Annotated in this window: 18 protein-coding genes; 11 read left to right on the top strand and 7 right to left on the bottom strand. The window is 68.0% G+C overall.

Annotated features, from left to right (window positions below):
• The first annotated feature begins 30 nt into the window (after nucleotides 1-30).
• The gene (locus tag ACFQ0E_RS16630; protein WP_386825740.1) at nucleotides 31-1263 is read left to right on the top strand and encodes an XVIPCD domain-containing protein; all 1233 of its coding nucleotides are present in this window, start codon (nucleotides 31-33) and stop codon (nucleotides 1261-1263) included.
• 90 nt (nucleotides 1264-1353) lie between these two features.
• Here ACFQ0E_RS16630 and ACFQ0E_RS16635 read toward each other — a convergent pair whose 3' ends face one another.
• From ACFQ0E_RS16635 to ACFQ0E_RS16660, 6 genes are all read right to left on the bottom strand, one after another.
• Nucleotides 1354-2040 (bottom strand): DUF2058 domain-containing protein, encoded by a 687-nt coding sequence (locus ACFQ0E_RS16635; protein WP_386825741.1) that lies wholly within the window; start codon nucleotides 2038-2040, stop codon nucleotides 1354-1356.
• A 15-nt stretch (nucleotides 2041-2055) separates the two neighbouring features.
• Nucleotides 2056-2283: a SlyX family protein gene (locus ACFQ0E_RS16640; protein WP_386825743.1), complete on the bottom strand. Its 228-nt coding sequence runs from the start codon at nucleotides 2281-2283 to the stop codon at nucleotides 2056-2058.
• A 12-nt stretch (nucleotides 2284-2295) separates the two neighbouring features.
• Complete coding sequence (locus ACFQ0E_RS16645) at nucleotides 2296-3639, bottom strand: UDP-glucose dehydrogenase family protein (RefSeq protein WP_386825744.1); 1344 nt, start codon at nucleotides 3637-3639, stop codon at nucleotides 2296-2298.
• Nucleotides 3640-3789: 150 nt separating this feature from the next.
• Nucleotides 3790-4599, bottom strand: coding sequence for an FKBP-type peptidyl-prolyl cis-trans isomerase (locus ACFQ0E_RS16650; RefSeq protein ID WP_386825746.1), 810 nt, complete (start codon nucleotides 4597-4599; stop codon nucleotides 3790-3792).
• A gap of 102 nt (nucleotides 4600-4701) precedes the next feature.
• The gene (locus tag ACFQ0E_RS16655; protein WP_386825748.1) at nucleotides 4702-5646 is read right to left on the bottom strand and encodes an FKBP-type peptidyl-prolyl cis-trans isomerase N-terminal domain-containing protein; all 945 of its coding nucleotides are present in this window, start codon (nucleotides 5644-5646) and stop codon (nucleotides 4702-4704) included.
• A 101-nt stretch (nucleotides 5647-5747) separates the two neighbouring features.
• Complete coding sequence (locus ACFQ0E_RS16660) at nucleotides 5748-6293, bottom strand: glutathione peroxidase (RefSeq protein WP_386825819.1); 546 nt, start codon at nucleotides 6291-6293, stop codon at nucleotides 5748-5750.
• A gap of 181 nt (nucleotides 6294-6474) precedes the next feature.
• Between ACFQ0E_RS16660 and ACFQ0E_RS16665 the strand changes: the two genes are divergently transcribed.
• From ACFQ0E_RS16665 to ACFQ0E_RS16690, 6 genes are all read left to right on the top strand, one after another.
• Complete coding sequence (locus ACFQ0E_RS16665; RefSeq protein WP_137852243.1) at nucleotides 6475-6705, top strand: hypothetical protein; 231 nt, start codon at nucleotides 6475-6477, stop codon at nucleotides 6703-6705.
• Between the two features lie 5 nt (nucleotides 6706-6710).
• On the top strand, nucleotides 6711-7082 hold the full coding sequence (locus tag ACFQ0E_RS16670) for a GntR family transcriptional regulator (RefSeq protein ID WP_386825750.1): 372 nt from the start codon (nucleotides 6711-6713) through the stop codon (nucleotides 7080-7082).
• Nucleotides 7079-7957 carry an ABC transporter ATP-binding protein gene (locus tag ACFQ0E_RS16675; RefSeq protein WP_386825751.1) on the top strand — a complete coding sequence of 293 codons (879 nt, stop codon included), beginning with the start codon at nucleotides 7079-7081 and terminating at the stop codon, nucleotides 7955-7957. The genes ACFQ0E_RS16670 and ACFQ0E_RS16675 overlap by 4 nt, the downstream gene beginning before the upstream one ends.
• Nucleotides 7954-8988: an ABC transporter permease gene (locus ACFQ0E_RS16680; protein ID WP_386825753.1), complete on the top strand. Its 1035-nt coding sequence runs from the start codon at nucleotides 7954-7956 to the stop codon at nucleotides 8986-8988. Before ACFQ0E_RS16675 ends, ACFQ0E_RS16680 begins: the two co-directional genes overlap by 4 nt.
• Nucleotides 8989-9144: 156 nt before the next feature.
• The gene (locus tag ACFQ0E_RS16685; RefSeq protein WP_386825755.1) at nucleotides 9145-9837 is read left to right on the top strand and encodes a hypothetical protein; all 693 of its coding nucleotides are present in this window, start codon (nucleotides 9145-9147) and stop codon (nucleotides 9835-9837) included.
• A 131-nt stretch (nucleotides 9838-9968) separates the two neighbouring features.
• Nucleotides 9969-10379, top strand: a complete 411-nt coding sequence (locus ACFQ0E_RS16690) for a hypothetical protein (protein ID WP_386825757.1) — start codon at nucleotides 9969-9971, stop codon at nucleotides 10377-10379.
• Between the two features lie 31 nt (nucleotides 10380-10410).
• Here the strand turns inward: ACFQ0E_RS16690 and ACFQ0E_RS16695 are convergent, their stop codons facing one another.
• On the bottom strand, nucleotides 10411-11844 hold the full coding sequence (locus ACFQ0E_RS16695; protein ID WP_386825759.1) for a class II fumarate hydratase: 1434 nt from the start codon (nucleotides 11842-11844) through the stop codon (nucleotides 10411-10413).
• Nucleotides 11845-12023: 179 nt separating this feature from the next.
• On the opposite strand from ACFQ0E_RS16695, the gene purB reads away from it, so the two are divergent.
• The 4 genes from purB to ACFQ0E_RS16715 are packed head-to-tail and all read left to right on the top strand — an operon-like array spanning nucleotide 12024 to nucleotide 15807.
• Entirely contained in the window at nucleotides 12024-13391 is a 1368-nt protein-coding gene (gene purB, locus ACFQ0E_RS16700; protein ID WP_386825761.1) for an adenylosuccinate lyase, read from the top strand.
• A gap of 14 nt (nucleotides 13392-13405) precedes the next feature.
• Nucleotides 13406-13603 (top strand): hypothetical protein, encoded by a 198-nt coding sequence (locus tag ACFQ0E_RS16705; protein ID WP_386825763.1) that lies wholly within the window; start codon nucleotides 13406-13408, stop codon nucleotides 13601-13603.
• Nucleotides 13604-13631: 28 nt separating this feature from the next.
• The gene (locus tag ACFQ0E_RS16710; protein WP_386825765.1) at nucleotides 13632-14906 is read left to right on the top strand and encodes a ribosomal protein uL16 3-hydroxylase; all 1275 of its coding nucleotides are present in this window, start codon (nucleotides 13632-13634) and stop codon (nucleotides 14904-14906) included.
• Nucleotides 14893-15807 carry a GNAT family N-acetyltransferase gene (locus ACFQ0E_RS16715; protein WP_386825767.1) on the top strand — a complete coding sequence of 305 codons (915 nt, stop codon included), beginning with the start codon at nucleotides 14893-14895 and terminating at the stop codon, nucleotides 15805-15807. The genes ACFQ0E_RS16710 and ACFQ0E_RS16715 overlap by 14 nt, the downstream gene beginning before the upstream one ends.

The raw sequence follows: 15807 nt of genomic DNA on the forward strand, positions 1-15807 counted from the left end.
CCCAGCCCTCGCAAGACAAGGAGTCGTTCCATGCCCGTCACCCTTTTCCGCGCCGACAGCCGCGAACCCGATGCCATCGCCGCCGCCGAAGGCTTCGGCGGTCGCAAGCCGCTGAGCCTGGACCAGGCCCGTTCGATCGCTGCCCGCTTCTTCGACGGCAATGCCGTCGTCGACCTGCCCGACCGCGCCGCGCCGGGCCTGCGTGAAGCGCTCGCCGCACGCGAAGGCCGGACCATCACCCTCGGCGACATGGTCCGCGTGGCCAAGGCCGAGAAGTCCGGCGATACCGTGCACATCTCGACCGACCTCACCCAGGCCTGCGGCGGCTACGCCAACGGCGCCGACGGCAACGGCAGGCCGAACCTCACCTACCGCATCGAGGTCCCGACCGATCCGTTCCATGTCTTCAAGCAGAACATCAACGGCAGCATGCCCGCACAGCCGACCTCGACCGTGCACGGCTTCGACGCCAGCATCGCCGGTGCGGTGCGTCCGGCGCTGGTCATGGACAACCCGGACCCGCGCCAGGCCACGATGATCGCCATCGTCAGCAACGGCGACGAAGTCACCTTCCTGACCAAGGTGCCGCAGGACTGGGTGACCCAGTTCCGCAGGCAGGATCGAGATGAGCCGTCGGGCTTCTCGGAGTGGCAGGCCATGCCGGGCCGCGCGCAGCAGCAGGCACCGCAGCAAGCGGAACCGCAGGTGCAGGCCCAACCGCAAGTGCAGGCGCAACAGCCACCGCCGCAGGTCGCGCCCGTCGTGCAGCCTCCACAGGTCGACCCCGTGGTCGTTCCGGTGGTCGTTCCGGTGGTCGCACCGCCGAGCGCCGAACCGGTCGTTGCCCCGCCGCGTGCAGAGGTCCGAGCCGAGGTTCGCGCTGACGCACGGGCCGACGGCGCGCATCCCTACCAGTCGCCGGACCATCCCTACAACGGCCTGCTGAACCAGGCGATCGTCGGGATCACGGCGCTCGGCGAAGCCAATGCCTACAACCGCAGCGAACAGGTCCGGCTCGATGCCGCGGTCTCGCTGGTGCATGCCGCGCGCCGCGGGCAGATCGACTCCATCGACAGCGTCGCCTACAACCACGACGGCCAGCGCCTGTTCGCGGTGCAGGGCGATGCCCAGAGCGATGCCGCGAAGCGCAGCTTCGTGCAGCGCCAGGACATCCAGAAACCCGCCGTCGGTACGGACGCTGCCGCAGAGGATCTGCAGCAGCGACAGGCGCCGCAGGCGCAGGCCGCAGTGCAGAACCGCTGATCGCACGTCGCGGGAACACGCCGCAAAAACGAAGGCCCCTCGCGGGGCCTTCGTCGTTTCGACAGGAGCTGGCGTTATCTCGGCGGCGGGTCACCACACCAGGTCGTCGGGCACCTGGTATTTCGGATCGGCGTAGGGATCGTCGCCGGGCGCGGCGTTCGGATCGACCTTGAGCGCGATCGCGGGCGGGAAAATCGCCTCGGCCTCGGTCAGCAGTTCGGCGGTCACCAACTGGTAGCGGCCATCGAGCTGCACCACGCCGAGTTCGCCGGCGTTGAGCTGCCTGAGCTGGGCTTCGTTGACGTAGATGCGCTTGATCTTGCCGCCGTACTCGAAGTGGCGGGCGATGTCCGCATCCTTGTCGTTGAGCGCCTTGTCCTTGAGCAGTTCGGCCAGCTTCGCCTTCGCTTCGCGACGCAGGCGTGCTTCTTCCTGCTTCACGCGCTCGGCTTCGATCCGCTCTTCCTTCTCGCGCTGCGCGCGGATCGCGTAGGCCTTGGCGAGGTCGATTTCTTCCTGGGTGCGCGGCGGCTTGCCTTGCCCCTGCGGCCTGCCGCCGGGCTTGCGCCCGCCCGGACGCTGGGCATCGGGGCGGCCGCTGCCCGGCCTGGCATCGGGCCGGGCGCCCTGCCCGGGCTTCTGGCCACGGGCATGCTGGCCGCCGTGGGGCTTGCCATGGCTGCTGCCCGGCTTGTGCGCAGGCTTCTCGGTTCGTTCCGGCTTCGGTGCCGGCTTGAAGCCGAGCCCGAGCAACTGGTCGCGGAGGGAATCGCTCATGACGTTGGGATCGGATCAGTAGTGGGGAGGCGGCGGTTCGCTGGCCGGATCGGCCATCAGATCGCCGCGATGGAGTTTCATTTCTTCCAGCACGCGACGCAGCAGGTCGGCACTGCGAGCGGCTTCGCCACGCAGCTCGGCCAATGCGTCGCTCAGCTCGGACAGGGCATGTTCCTGGAAGGCGAGCCGGGTTTCGAGCTCGACCACGCGTGCTTCCAGGCTGGGATCGTGTGCAGAGGTCATGGCGTGGCCCGATCAGTGCGACCGGATCGAACGGCCGCGGCCGATGCCGTAGTGGGCCACGCCGGCGGCCTCGACTTCGGCCGGGTCGTACAGGTTGCGACCGTCGAACACCACCGCGTCCTTCAGCGCCGACTTGAGCTTCGCGAAATCCGGGCTGCGGAACTGCTTCCACTCGGTGATGACGACCAGCGCATCCGCGCCCTGCAGCGCCTCGGGCGCGTGTTCGCACAGGACCAGATCGTCGCGCTCGCCGAAGATGCGCTGCGCCTCGTGCGCGGCCTCGGGATCGAAGGCGCGCACGTTGGCACCCGCGTCCCAGAGCAGCTGCAGGAGACGGCGGCTCGAGGCTTCGCGCATGTCGTCGGTGTTCGGCTTGAAGGCCAGGCCCCAGACCGCGAAGGTCTTGCCGCGCAGGTCGCCGGTGCCGTAGTGGCGCTCGATCAGTTCGAACAGATGCGCCTTCTGGCGATGGTTCACCGATTCGACCGCGTCGAGCAGCTCGGCGCGATAGCCGTGCTGCTGCGCGGTGCGCGCCAGCGCCTGCACGTCCTTCGGAAAGCACGAACCGCCGTAGCCGGCACCCGGATAGATGAAGTGCCAGCCGATGCGCGGATCGGAACCGATCCCCTGGCGCACCATCTCGACGTCGGCACCGACCTTCTCGGCGATGTTTGCGATCTCGTTCATGAAGCTGATCTTGGTCGCGAGCATGGCGTTCGCCGCGTACTTGGTCAGCTCGGCGGAACGCACGTCCATCACCACAATGCGCTCGTGGTTGCGGTTGAACGGCGCATACAGCTTCTTCAGCTTGTCGATCGCGGACGCGCTGTCGGCGCCGATCACGATGCGATCGGGACGCATGCAGTCCTCGACCGCCGCGCCCTCCTTCAGGAATTCGGGGTTCGACACCACGTCGTACGCGACATCGGCGCCGCGCGCGGCCAGCGCCTCGGCGATCGCGGCACGGACCTTGTCGGCGGTGCCGACCGGGACGGTCGACTTGTCCACCACCACGGCCGGCTTCTGCAGATGCGTGCCGATGGTCTTCGCCACGGCCAGCACGTACTGCAGGTCGGCGCTGCCGTCCTCGTCCGGCGGCGTGCCGACGGCGATGAAGATCACGTCGCCATGCGCGATCGCGGACGCGGCATCGGTCGTGAAATGCAGGCGACCCTCGGCGTGGTTCGCCTTGACCATCGGTTCCAGGCCGGGCTCGTAGATCGGGATGATGCCGTTGCGCAGGCCGTCGATCTTGGCGGCGTCGATGTCGACGCAGATCACTTCGTGTCCGACTTCGGCCAGACAGGTGCCGGTGACCAGACCGACATAACCGGTGCCGAAAATGGTGACGCGCATGGGGGCCTCTCGAATGACGTGACGCAACGTTGATAGGGGGCGCGCTTCGCTCGCAATGCATGCGCCGAAACGCAAGAGGCCGGAACCTCGGCTCCGGCCCCCGGCGCCGCATCATCCGGAGACGACGCGGCGCGACACGCGATGGTCGCCTTACTGCTTGACGATTTCCAGCAGCTCGACTTCGAACACCAGGGTGGCGTTCGGCGGGATCGGGCCGCCCGGGGTGCCCTGCTCGCCGTAGCCGAGCTTCGACGGGATCCACAGCTTGTACTTGCTGCCGACCGGCATCAGCTGCAGGGCTTCGGTCCAGCCCGGCACCACGGCGTTCAGCATGAACTGCGCCGGCTCGTTGCGGTCATGCGAGCTGTCGAACTTGGTGCCGTCGAGCAGCGTGCCGGTGTAATGCACCTTCACGGTCTGGTCGGCCTTCGGCTTCGGGCCCTTGCCTTCGGTGATCACCTGGTACTGCAGGCCCGAAGCGGTGGTCTGCACGCCCGGCTTCTTGCCGTTGTCGGCGAGGAACTTGGCGCCTTCCTCGACGTTCTTCTTGCCCTGGGCTTCCATCTCGGCCTGCTTCTTGGCCATTTCTTCCTGCTGCTTGGCCTGCATCTTCTGCGCGAAGCCCTGCATGACCTGCATCGCCTGCTCGTCGGTCAGCAGCGGCTTCTTGTCGGCGAAGGTGTCCTTGATCGCGCGCTCGAGCGTCGCCAGGTCCAGTTCGTCCTTCATCGGCTTGAGCGACTTGCCGATGTCCATGCCGATCATGTAGCTGACCTGCTGCTTCTCGGTCGCCAGGCCAGGAATCTTGAGCGCGCCGTCCTTGCCGTCCTTGTTGTCGGCTTCGGCGGCCTTCTTGTCGCCTTCGGCGGCGGCATCCTTGTCGATCGGCTTGCATGCGGCGAGCGCGAGGACGCACGAGGCCGTGGCCACGGCGAGGGTCACATGACGCGACAGTTTCATCTGGAAAACTCCTGGGTGGAACGCGCCGCCCTTGCGGCGCGGTTGGGTTGAGGGGGGAATGGCGGGAATGGTGCGGGGACGGGAAAACGGGGCGCGGTGGCGTCAGAGCACGTCGAGCAGTTCGACGTCGAACACGAGCGTCGCGCCTGGACCGATGGTCGGCGGGCTGCCGCGCTCGCCGTAGGCCAGCGACGCGGGAATCCAGAACCGGTACTTCGCGCCGACCGGCATCAGCGCAACGCCTTCGGTCCAGCCTGCAATCACCTGGCTGAGGCCGAATTCAGCGGGCTGGCCGCGATCGTAGGAACTGTCGAACACGGTGCCGTCGAGCAGCGTGCCGTGGTAGTTCACGCGCACGCGATCGCTGGGACGCGGACGCTGGCCGGTGCCCTGGCGCAGCACCATGTACTGGAGGCCCGAAGCCGTGGCGATCACGCCCTTCTGCCCCTTGTTCTTCGCCAGGAAAGCAGCGCCTTCCTCGGCGTTCTTCTGCGCGAGACCGGACAGGCGGCTCTCTTCGCGCGCCTGCATGCGCTTGGAGAAGCTGTCGCGGATAGCGGTCATCTCGTCATCGGTGAGCAACAGCTTGCCTGCGGCGATGCGCGTGCGCATGGCCTGCAGCAGCACCGGAACATCGATTTCGTCCTTGATCGGCGCCAGCGAGCGACCGACATCGGTGCCAACCAGATAGCCGACCTTGTCCTTGGCGACGGCCGGCGCCTTCGCGCCCGGGGCCTGTCCGGGCACCGGGCGACCGGTGCGCTCGCCGATGCGCTGCATGAGCGCGGTGCCGACCGAGCGCGCTTCGTCGTCGGTCAGCAGCGGCTTGCCGCCATCGAAGGCGTTGCGCAGGGCGCGCTCGAACGCCGCGACGTCGAGGTCGGGACCGACGCTGGAAATCGAACCGCCGACATCGGCGCCGATCATGTAACTCACCTTGTCGCGCTCTGTCGTCAGCACTGCTTTCTCCTCAGCCTGGACCATGCCGGCGAACAGCATCGCCGCGATGGCCATCCCTGCGGCCAGGCCGCGAAAACGAACACTCATCGATCTCTCCACGGAATCGGTCGGGTCGGTGCCGCCCGGACCTCCGGCCCGGCGCGGCCATGCAAGCCGCGTATTGTCACGGCCCGGGCGGATGCGGGCAATCATTTCGCCGCCGGTACCGGGGCGGCGGCCGGCTTCGGCGCCTTCAGCGCCTGTTCGATGGCGGCCACGACTTCCGGCGCATCCGGCTTGGTGCGGCTGCCGAAGCTGGCCACGACCTTGCCGTCGCGGGCGATCACGTACTTGTGGAAGTTCCATTTCGGGCTTTCGCCGCTGGCCTGCGCCAGGTCGCGATAGAACGGCGTGGCCGTCTTCCCGGTGACGCTGACCTTCTGGAACATCGGGAACTTGACGCCGTAGGTCAGGGTGCAGAACTCCTGGATCTTCTTTTCCTCGTCGAATTCCTGCCCCATGAAATCGCCGGAGGGAAAGCCCAGGACCGCGAAACCGCGCGGCCTGTAACGGGCATGCAGGGCTTCCAGCGCTTCGAATTGCGGCGTGAAACCGCATTTGCTGGCGGTATTGACCACCAGGAGCACCTGGCCGCCATAGGTCTTGCCGAGATTGACCGGCGCCTTGCCGGCCAGCGGGCGGTAGCTGTGATCGAGCAGGCCGCCGCCGGCAGCGCCGGCCAGCAGGGGCAGCATGCACAGCGAAGCGATTGCGAGCGTTCTGGCCAGGAAACGGGTCACGGGAAGGCCTCCAGGGCTGGGCGAGGGCCCGAGTATGACTTCAGTTGGGGGGAAAAGGTTTCCCGGGGGCTTGACCCGCCCTGTTTCGGTGTTATAGTTGAATACAACACCAGTCAACGAGTACAGGAGTTGACCCATGCAACGCCAGACGTACACCGCGGTTCGCAATCCGAGCATCGCCATGGGCGGGCTCGCCGCCGGGTTGGTCCTGACCGGTCTTTTCGCCCTCGCCAGCCAGACGTCCGCCAGCGGTGCGGGCGCAGAGGGTGATTCCCACCGTCGCCATCACAGTGCCCGTGCCCGGGATGCGATGGCGCTTCCCTTCTTCTCCTTCGCGCAGGGCATGCGCCGCAGCAACAGGAGCTGATTCCCATGACCGCAATCCAATGGAGCGATGGCGCTCCGATCTACCGCCAGCTGAAGGACCGGGTGATCGCGATGATGCTCGACGGCGTGCTCAAGCCGGGCGACGCGCTTCCCTCGGTCCGCCAGGTGGCAGCCGAATACCAACTCAACCCCATCACCGTCTCGCGCGCCTACCAGGAACTGGCGGACGAGGCTCTTGTCGAGAAACGCAGAGGACTGGGCATGTACGTCACCGAAGAAGCCGCGAAGAAACTGCTGTCCAGCGAACGCGACCGCTTCCTGCGCGAAGAGTGGCCGCTGGTCCTCGAACGCATCCAGCGACTGGGCCTGAGCATGCAGGAACTGCTCGCCCCCGCCCGCCAGGGAGATGACGCATGAGCGCCGTCGACACCTCCGTCCCCGTGATCCGCGCCCGCGGCCTGCGCAAGGCCTACAAGAACAAGCTGGCGCTGGACAATACCGAGTTCGAGATCCCCTCCGGTCGCATCATCGGCCTGATCGGCCCGAATGGTTCCGGCAAGACCACCACGCTGAAGGCCGTGCTCGGCCTGATTCCCTTCGAAGGCGATCTCAAGGTCCTCGGCCGCGATCCGCGCACCGAACGCGACGAACTGATGAAGGATGTCTGCTTCATCGCCGACGTCGCCGTGCTGCCGCGCTGGATGCGGGTGCGCGAAGCGATCGAGTTCGTCGCCGGCGTCCATCCGCGCTTCGACCGCGCCAAGTGCGACCGCTTCATCGCCCACACCCAGCTCAAGCCCGACATGCGGGTCCGCGAGATGTCCAAGGGCATGATCGTGCAGCTGCACCTGGCCCTGGTGATGGCGATCGACGCCCGCCTGCTGGTGCTGGACGAACCGACCCTCGGCCTGGACATCCTCTATCGCAAGGAGTTCTACCGGCGCCTGCTCGAGGATTACTTCGACGAACAGAAGACCATCATCGTCACCACGCACCAGGTCGAGGAAATCGAACACATCCTCACCGACGTGCTGTTCATCCAGAACGGCAAGATCGTGCTCGATGCGTCGATGGAAACGGTCAGCGACCGCTTCGTCGACCTGCTCGTGAGCGCAGACCGCGCCGAGGAGGCGCGACGCTTCAAGCCGATCGACGAACAGACGCTGCCGTTCGGGAAGACCCGGATGATCTTCGACGGCGTGCCGCAGTCGCAGCTCGCTGCGCTGGGCGAAACCGGCATCCCGGGCCTCGCCGATCTCTTCGTCGCCACCATGAAGGGGACCTACGCATGAACACCTCCGCCATCGAAACCACGGGCGTCGCGGCCGCACGCCACATCACCTCGGCCGACAAGTTCAAGTCCCTGCTCAAGCGCGAGTTCTGGGAAAACAAGGGCGGTTTCTTCTGGGCGCCGATCGTCGCCGGCGGAATTTCGCTGTTCCTCTCGCTGCTCGGCGCGATCGCCAGCATCTTCATGGTCGGCAAGGCCAAGTCCAGCATCGACGGCGATTTCAAGGAGGTCGAAATCCACCTGCAGTCGGCCGAAGCGCTGCAGGCGCTGGGATTCGCCGGCGACATGTCCCTGCTCGGCGGCGTGGCCCTGGCGCTGGTGGTGATGACCTTCGTGGTCTTCTTCTACTCGCTCGGCGCGCTCTACGACGAGCGCAAGGACCGCAGCGTGCTGTTCTGGAAGTCGCTGCCGGTCTCCGACACGCAGACGGTGCTGTCGAAACTGACCTGGGCGCTGCTGCTGGCGCCGCTGCTGGCCGTCGGTTTCGGCCTGCTGATCGGCATCGGCCAGTGGATCCTCGGCGCCCTCGCCATGGTCCTGAGCGGACTGCCCGGCGCCAGCGCGATGTTCACCGAATCGCATCCGTTCCGCATGCTGGGCAACGCGCTGACGGTGATTCCGGTGTACGCGGCCTGGTCGCTGCCGACCGTCGGCTGGCTGATGTTCTGCTCGGCCTGGGCGCGCAGCAAGCCCTTCCTCTGGGCGGTACTGGTGCCGGTCATGGCCGGCGCGGTGATCAGCTGGCTGGACATGCTGCCGGGCATCGACAACCTCCCGCACGAGTACGTCTGGTACACCCTGCTCGTCCGCGGCCTGCTGAGCATCATCCCGATGACCTGGTACGCCAACAAGACGGTGTTCGAGAGCCACGACGTCTCGAACCTGCACGGCCCCGAGGACCTGATGCGGATGGTGGACTTCAGCAGCAGCTGGAACGCTTTCCTGACCGTGGACCTCTGGGTGGGTGTGATCGTCGGCGTGGCCTTCATCGCCGCCGCCATCCGCCTGCGCCGCTGGCGCGACGAGGGCTGATCGTCGCGGAAGGGTCCGGACGCATCACGCCGGACCCTTCCCGTCTCCCCGATCTTTCCCGTCTGCCCCATCATGATCGACTGACTTCAGACACATCCGCATGCCGCCCGACGCATGCAAGCTGCCCCCATCGCCCCATTCGACACCGGAGTTCCCATGAGCACCTTCCGCAATGCCATCCTCGCCCTGGCCATCGGCGCTACGCTGGTGGGCTGCGGCAGCGATGCACCGCAGGATCCCGCCAACGAACCGAAGACCCTGATCGGACAGGCCGTGAAGCAGGCGACCGACGAGGCCCGCAAGGAGCTCTCGAAGGAAAACTTCAGCTTCACCGTTGACGGCCTGCCCAAGGCCGAGATCACGCCGCAGGGCGAACTGCTGATCGGCGGCGTCGCAGTCGCGACCACGCCGGAACAGCAGGCGCTGGTCAAGGCCTACCGCGAAGAGGTCACCGGAATTGCACAGGCCGGCATCGGCGTCGGCGTGCAGGGCGCGGACCTGGCAGGCAAGGCCGTGAGCGAAGCGATCAAGGGCGTGTTCTCCGGCAACCCGGACCAGATCGAGCAGCGGATCGAGAAGGAAGCCGAAGGCATCAAGGCCGCGGCTTTGAAACTCTGCGATCGCCTGCCCGCGCTCAAGGCCGCCCAGGACAAGCTCGCCGCCGCCGTCCCCGAGTTCAAGCCCTACGCACGGATGGACGACCAGGACGTGAAGGATTGCCGCGTCGATGCCGGCGACGGCCTGCAGATCGATGGGGGCACCGCGAACGACGCGGGTTCGAACTCCGGGAATGACGGCATGGACGCCGCCGAGGAAGCCGAAGCCGCCGCTGCGGCGCCGGCGCGCTGATCGCCCCGGCACTTCGTCCTCCCCGCCGGCCGCACCCACGGCCGGCGCATGTCCCCTCCCCCGCATGCAACGTCGCCATCCGCGACGAAGGACTCGCCATGTCTTCCCGCCAGGTGCACGCACTTCTTCCGATGCTCGCGCTCGCCGCAACCTGCGCCCTGTCGCCGGCATCGGTGCAGGCCGAGGACGATCCGGTGCTCAACCGGGCCTTTCAGGACCATATCGCCTACGTCGCGACCTTCGCGATGCCGGTCCTGATCGAAAAATGCGCGGCTCGCGATCCTGCCTACTTGCAGACGGCCGCACCGCTCTACTTCCGCTACGTCAACGCGCACCAGGACCGCATCGAACGCGGGCGCCTGCTCACGCTCGCAGAGCTGAAGCCCGACGACACGCTGAAGGCCTACCGCGAGCGCGTGCTGTCGCAGCGCCTTGGCAAGCTCGATACCGGCACGTCCGACGAACAGGCACGCATGTGCGAGGGTGCCCTCGGCGTGCTGCGCGGCATGACGCTGCCGGGCGAGTGGCCTGCGCGGGACTGAACGCGACGCGTCCTCCGGCGGGCGCCGACCTTCAACCGCCGCCGCCCATCCCTTCGACGATCCCGCCCCGGGTCAGCGCGACCGGGTCGAGCGCGCGACGCAGGGTGTCGAGGTCCAGTCCACTGTCCTCCAGCGCGACCTGCAGCACCGGCAGTCCCTCGGCGTAGGCGCGCTTCGCGATCGCGGCGGCCTTCTCGTAGCCGATCAGCGGATTGAGCGCGGTGACGAGGATGGGGTTGCGCGCCAGGGCATCGGCCAGCCGGTCCTCGCGGAACACCAGGCCGGGGATGACCTTCTCCGCCAGCGCGCTCATGGCATTGGCGAGCAGGCCGATGGCGTCGAGCAGGTTGGTCGCGATCAGCGGCAGCATGGTGTTGAGCTGGAAATTGCCGCTCTGCCCCGCCACCGTCACCGCCGTGTGCAGGCCCATCACCTGCGCACAGGCCATGCACACCGCTTCCGGAACGACCGGATTGACCTTGCCCGGCATGATCGAGCTGCCCGGCTGCAGCGCCGGCAGTTCCACTTCGCCCAGACCGGCCAGCGGCCCGGAATTCATCCAGCGCAGGTCGTTGGCGATCTTCATCAGCGCCACGGCGATCGCATTGAGCTGACCCGACAGTTCCACCGCATCGTCCTGGGCGGCGATGCCCTCGAACTTGTTCTCGGCCGAGACGAAGCGCACGCCGGACAACACGGACAGCGTCTGCGCGACCCGCTTGCCGAAGGCCGGGTCGGTGTTGATGCCGGTACCCACGGCCGTGCCGCCGATCGGCAGGCGGCGCAGGCGACGCAGGCTGTCCTCGATGCGCATCCGCGCCGATTCCAGCTGCGACGACCAGGTGCCGAACTCCTGGGCCAGGGTGATCGGCATGGCATCCATCAGGTGAGTCCGCCCGGTCTTCACCAGTGCCCCTGCGTCGGCCGCGCGGGCATCGATGGCGGCGCGCAACGCACGCAGGGCCGGCAGCAGGTCCTCGTTCGCGGCCAGGTGCGCGCCGACGCGCAGGGCGGTGGGAATGACGTCGTTGGAACTCTGGCCGAGGTTGACGTCATCGTTCGGGTGTACCTTGCCCTTGCCGGTGCGCATCACAAGCGCGGCGATGACCTCGTTGGCGTTCATGTTCGTCGAGGTGCCGGAGCCGGTCTGGAACACGTCGACCGGGAAATGCGCATCGTGCTGGCCCGAGGCCACCGCCATCGCCGCGCGGCGGATCGCACCGGCCCGCGACCGCGGCAGCAGGCCGAGATTGGCGTTGGCCTGGGCGGCGGCGGCCTTGGTCAGGCCCAGCGCGCGGATGAAACCGCGCGGCATCGGCCGGCCGGACAGTCCGAAGTTGCGGACGGCGCGCTCGGTCTGCGCGCCCCAGAGTGCCCAGGCCGGCACGCGCAGTTCGCCCATGCTGTCGCGCTCGGTCCGGGTGGGGTCGGGAATCTCGCTGTGGGAGCTGCCGTGCTGGGTCATGGGGGGTCTCCTGTCGCGCATGACGTGGGTCGGGACGAGCATACGCCGGCCGGGAGCGTGTTTGAGCCCTCCGCAGACACTGTGCCGAGTCGCAGCGGCGCGCCGGGTTTCAAGCGTCCAGGCAGGCCCTGCGGTTTACAATGACCGACTTTTCCGCTGCCAGCCGCCACCCGCCCGCCATGTCCGACGCCCAGCTCCTCGCCCTCTCCCCGCTCGATGGCCGCTACGCCGGCAAGGTCGACGCCCTGCGCCCGATCTTCTCCGAATACGGCCTCATCAAGGCCCGCGTGAAGGTCGAAGTGGAATGGCTGCTGGCCCTGGCCGCGGAGCCCGGCATCGTGGAATTGAAGCCCTTCTCCGAGGCTGCCGTGGCCCGCCTGCGCGCCCTCGCCGACGGCCTGTCGGTCGCCGACGCGGCCCGGGTGAAGGAGATCGAGCGCACGACCAACCACGACGTGAAGGCGGTCGAATACCTGATCAAGGAGCGCCTCAAGGACGATGCCGAGCTGGCGCCGGCGCTGGAATTCGTGCACTTCGCCTGCACCAGCGAGGACATCAACAACCTCAGCTACGCGCTGATGCTCAACGAGGCTCGGCAGACGGTGATGCTGCCGAAGCTGGACGAACTGATCCAGAAGCTGCGCGCGATGGCCCACGCACACGCCGCGCTGCCGATGCTCTCGCGCACCCACGGCCAGACCGCGTCGCCGAGCACGGTCGGCAAGGAAATCGCCAACGTCGTCGCCCGCCTGCAGCGCCAGGGCGAACTGCTGGCCGGTGCACAGATGCCGGGCAAGATCAACGGCGCGGTCGGCAACTACAATGCCCATGTCGCCGCCTACCCCCAGATCGACTGGACCACGTTCTCGAAGCGCTTCGTGCAATCGCTGGGCCTGGACTGGCAGCCGTACACCACGCAGATCGAGCCGCACGACGGCATCGCCGAGCTGTGCGACGCGCAGAAGCGCATCGACACCATCTGCGTGGATCTTTGTCGCGACATCTGGGGCTACATCTCGCTGGGTTACTTCAAGCAGGCGGTGAAGGCCGGCGAAGTCGGCAGCTCGACCATGCCGCACAAGGTCAACCCGATCGACTTCGAGAACGCGGAAGGCAACTTCGGCATCGCCAACGCACTGTTCGAGCACTTCGCCGCGAAGCTGCCGATCAGCCGCTGGCAGCGCGACCTGACCGACTCCACCGTGCTGCGCGCGCTGGGCACCGCCGTCGGCCACGCGCTGATCGGCTACGACGCCCTGCTGCGCGGCCTGAACAAGCTCAGCGCGAACCCCGAGCGCCTCGCCGCCGACCTCGACGCCTCGTGGGAAGTGCTGGCCGAAGCCGTGCAGACGGTGATGCGCCGCCACGGCCTGCCGAACCCGTACGAACAGCTCAAGGCCCTGACCCGCGGCCACGGCATCACCGCCGACTCGATGCGCGCGTTCATCGCCGGCCTCGACCTGCCCGCCGACGCGAAGCAGCGCCTGCTCGACATGACCCCGGGCAGCTACATCGGCCTGGCCGACCGCCTCGCCCGCGAGATCTGATCGGAAAGCGCGCCGTGAAAGCCGACCGCATCGGCGCGCTGGTCACCGCCCTGCCTTTCGCGGTCGTCGGCGCGCTGCTGTTCGCCGGCTGGCTGTGGGCCTCGCGCCAGCGTCCGCCCACCGCACCGCCCCAGACCCGGGAACCCGCAGCCGCGTCGGCAGCCGGGCACGACGGCGCCGAACAGGCCGAGGCGGACGGGCGCAGCAGGTAAACTGACCGTCCCCTGCAGGATGTCCGTCATGCCCCGCCAGACCCGCCCGTCGCGCCAAGCCAGATCCCCGCTTCCCTTCGAGATCGACGCCACCGGCAAGGGCCCGCTGGGCATGCCGCCGGCGACCTTCCTGCGCGACTACTGGCAGAAACGCCCCCTGCTGATCCGCAACGCCTTCCCGGGCTTCGAAACCCCGGTGATGCCGGAAGACCTGGCCGGACTGGCCTGCGAGGAAGGCGCGCTGTCGCGGATCGTGATGCACGACCGCGCCACCGACGGCTGGACCCTGCGCACCGGCCCGTTCGCCGAGGAGGAATTCCCCGGCATGCCGCACCAGGACTGGACCCTGTTGGTGCAGGACGTGGACAAATGGGATCCGGACGTGCGCGCGCTGCTCGACCACTTCGACTTCCTGCCGCGCTGGCGGGTCGACGACATCATGATCTCCTTCGCCGCGCCCGGCGGCTCGGTCGGCGCGCACATCGACCAGTACGACGTGTTCCTGCTCCAGGCCCACGGCCACCGCCGCTGGCAGATCGACGCCAGCGAGGCGCTCGGCAAGGGCGTGCCCTCGGTCGAATTCCGCGAAGGCGTGGCGCTGAAGCTGCTGCGAGAATTCCATCGCACCCACGACTGGGTGCTGGGCCCGGGCGACATGCTGTACCTGCCGCCGAACGTGCCGCACCACGGCGTCGCCGAGGACGCCTGCCTCACCTTCTCCGTCGGCATGCGCGCACCGAGCGCCGCCGAACTGCTCGGCGACTTCGTCGACACCCTGCTGGCCGAGGCCGACGAATCGGTGCGCTACCGCGACGAGGACCTCGCGCCGCCGAAGGATGCCTACGAGATCGACGAGGCCGCGATGCAGCGGGCGATCGCCGGGCTCAACGCACTGCGCATGAACGATCCGCAGCGCCTGGGCGACTGGTTCGGTCGATTCATGACCCTGTACCGCAGCGTCGGCGAATCCCTGCAGCCGGATGCGCCGCGCTCGCGGATCGAGGTCGAATTCGACCTGCAGCAGGGTGCTGTGCTGGCGCGCCATCCGTGGACCCGCGTGGCCTGGCGCCGCGATTCGGCGAAGAAATCGCTGGCCCGCCTGTACGTGGCCGGGCAGATCTTCGCGCTGCCGCTGGCGGATGCGCGGATGCTGGCCGGCGCGCAGACCCTGGGTGGCGACGATTACGACACGCTGTCCGAGGACGGCCGCGCGCTGGTGCTGGAACTGCTGGCGCAGGGCCATTACCACCTGGACGATGGCAGCGACGACGCACACTGGGAGGATGGCGATGACGAGGCTTGATGCAGGATTCCAGGTCGCAGCAGTCGATTACCACACGGCGGTCGACGCGCTGCGCGCGGTGCGCGAACCGGTGTTCGTCGAGGAACAGCAGGTGCCGCGCGAGCTGGAGTGGGACGCGCTCGACCCGCTGTGCGTGCACGTGCTGGCGCGCGACGACGCCGGCCGCCCGATCGGCACCGGCCGCCTGACCCCGGAACACAAGATCGGCCGCATGGCGGTGCTGCAGGACTGGCGCGGCAAGGGCGTCGGCGACGCGCTGCTGAAGGCGCTGATCGAGCAGGCAGCCCTGCGCCGCTGGCCCGAGGTCAAGCTCAACGCCCAGGTGTCCGCGATCGGCTTCTACGCCCGCCACGGCTTCGTGCCCTTCGGCGAGCGCTTCATGGAAGCGGGCATCGAGCACCAGGCGATGCGCCGCCAGGTCGTGGGCATGACCGCGATCGACAGCCGCGAGTCGGCGGTCGCAGTCACCGCCGCCATCGTGCTGGCGACGCGGCGCGAGCTGTGCATCTACAGCCGCGCGCTGGATCCGGGCCTGTTCGACGCGCCGGAGGTGCTCGACGCGCTGCGCACCCTCGCCACGCGCCGGCAGCGGATCGACATCCGCGTGCTGCTGCAGGACGCCGATGCGCCACAGCGCGCGCACGCGCCGCTGATCGGCCTGTCGCAGCGCCTGAGCAGCGCCTTCGCCTTCCGTGAGGTCAGCGATCCCGCCGACAAGGGCTATGCCTCGGCATTCGTCGCCAACGATGCCGGCGGCGGCTATTTCCGGCCGCTGGGCAACCGCTTCGACGGCGAAGCCGCGCTCGATGCCGGCGGCCGCGCCCGGCAGCTCGTCGAAAGCTTCCACCCCGTCTGGGAACGCGCCCGCCCGGTGACCGAGTACCGCGTGCTGGGCGCCTGA

The organism is Lysobacter brunescens, from assembly GCF_042677005.1.
Classification (GTDB): domain Bacteria; phylum Pseudomonadota; class Gammaproteobacteria; order Xanthomonadales; family Xanthomonadaceae; genus Lysobacter_I; species Lysobacter_I brunescens.

Bases quoted from the DNA above. Each gene is read 5' to 3' on its own strand.
- ACFQ0E_RS16630 (WP_386825740.1), top strand. From the start codon at position 31: ATGCCCGTCACCCTTTTCCGCGCCGACAGCCGCGAACCCGATGCCATC.
- ACFQ0E_RS16635 (WP_386825741.1), bottom strand. From the start codon at position 2,040: ATGAGCGATTCCCTCCGCGACCAGTTGCTCGGGCTCGGCTTCAAGCCG.
- ACFQ0E_RS16640 (WP_386825743.1), bottom strand. From the start codon at position 2,283: ATGACCTCTGCACACGATCCCAGCCTGGAAGCACGCGTGGTCGAGCTC.
- ACFQ0E_RS16645 (WP_386825744.1), bottom strand. From the start codon at position 3,639: ATGCGCGTCACCATTTTCGGCACCGGTTATGTCGGTCTGGTCACCGGC.
- ACFQ0E_RS16650 (WP_386825746.1), bottom strand. From the start codon at position 4,599: ATGAAACTGTCGCGTCATGTGACCCTCGCCGTGGCCACGGCCTCGTGC.
- ACFQ0E_RS16655 (WP_386825748.1), bottom strand. From the start codon at position 5,646: ATGAGTGTTCGTTTTCGCGGCCTGGCCGCAGGGATGGCCATCGCGGCG.
- ACFQ0E_RS16660 (WP_386825819.1), bottom strand. From the start codon at position 6,293: ATGCTGCCCCTGCTGGCCGGCGCTGCCGGCGGCGGCCTGCTCGATCAC.
- ACFQ0E_RS16665 (WP_137852243.1), top strand. From the start codon at position 6,475: ATGCAACGCCAGACGTACACCGCGGTTCGCAATCCGAGCATCGCCATG.
- ACFQ0E_RS16670 (WP_386825750.1), top strand. From the start codon at position 6,711: ATGACCGCAATCCAATGGAGCGATGGCGCTCCGATCTACCGCCAGCTG.
- ACFQ0E_RS16675 (WP_386825751.1), top strand. From the start codon at position 7,079: ATGAGCGCCGTCGACACCTCCGTCCCCGTGATCCGCGCCCGCGGCCTG.
- ACFQ0E_RS16680 (WP_386825753.1), top strand. From the start codon at position 7,954: ATGAACACCTCCGCCATCGAAACCACGGGCGTCGCGGCCGCACGCCAC.
- ACFQ0E_RS16685 (WP_386825755.1), top strand. From the start codon at position 9,145: ATGAGCACCTTCCGCAATGCCATCCTCGCCCTGGCCATCGGCGCTACG.
- ACFQ0E_RS16690 (WP_386825757.1), top strand. From the start codon at position 9,969: ATGCTCGCGCTCGCCGCAACCTGCGCCCTGTCGCCGGCATCGGTGCAG.
- ACFQ0E_RS16695 (WP_386825759.1), bottom strand. From the start codon at position 11,844: ATGACCCAGCACGGCAGCTCCCACAGCGAGATTCCCGACCCCACCCGG.
- purB (WP_386825761.1), top strand. From the start codon at position 12,024: ATGTCCGACGCCCAGCTCCTCGCCCTCTCCCCGCTCGATGGCCGCTAC.
- ACFQ0E_RS16710 (WP_386825765.1), top strand. From the start codon at position 13,632: ATGCCCCGCCAGACCCGCCCGTCGCGCCAAGCCAGATCCCCGCTTCCC.
- ACFQ0E_RS16715 (WP_386825767.1), top strand. From the start codon at position 14,893: ATGACGAGGCTTGATGCAGGATTCCAGGTCGCAGCAGTCGATTACCAC.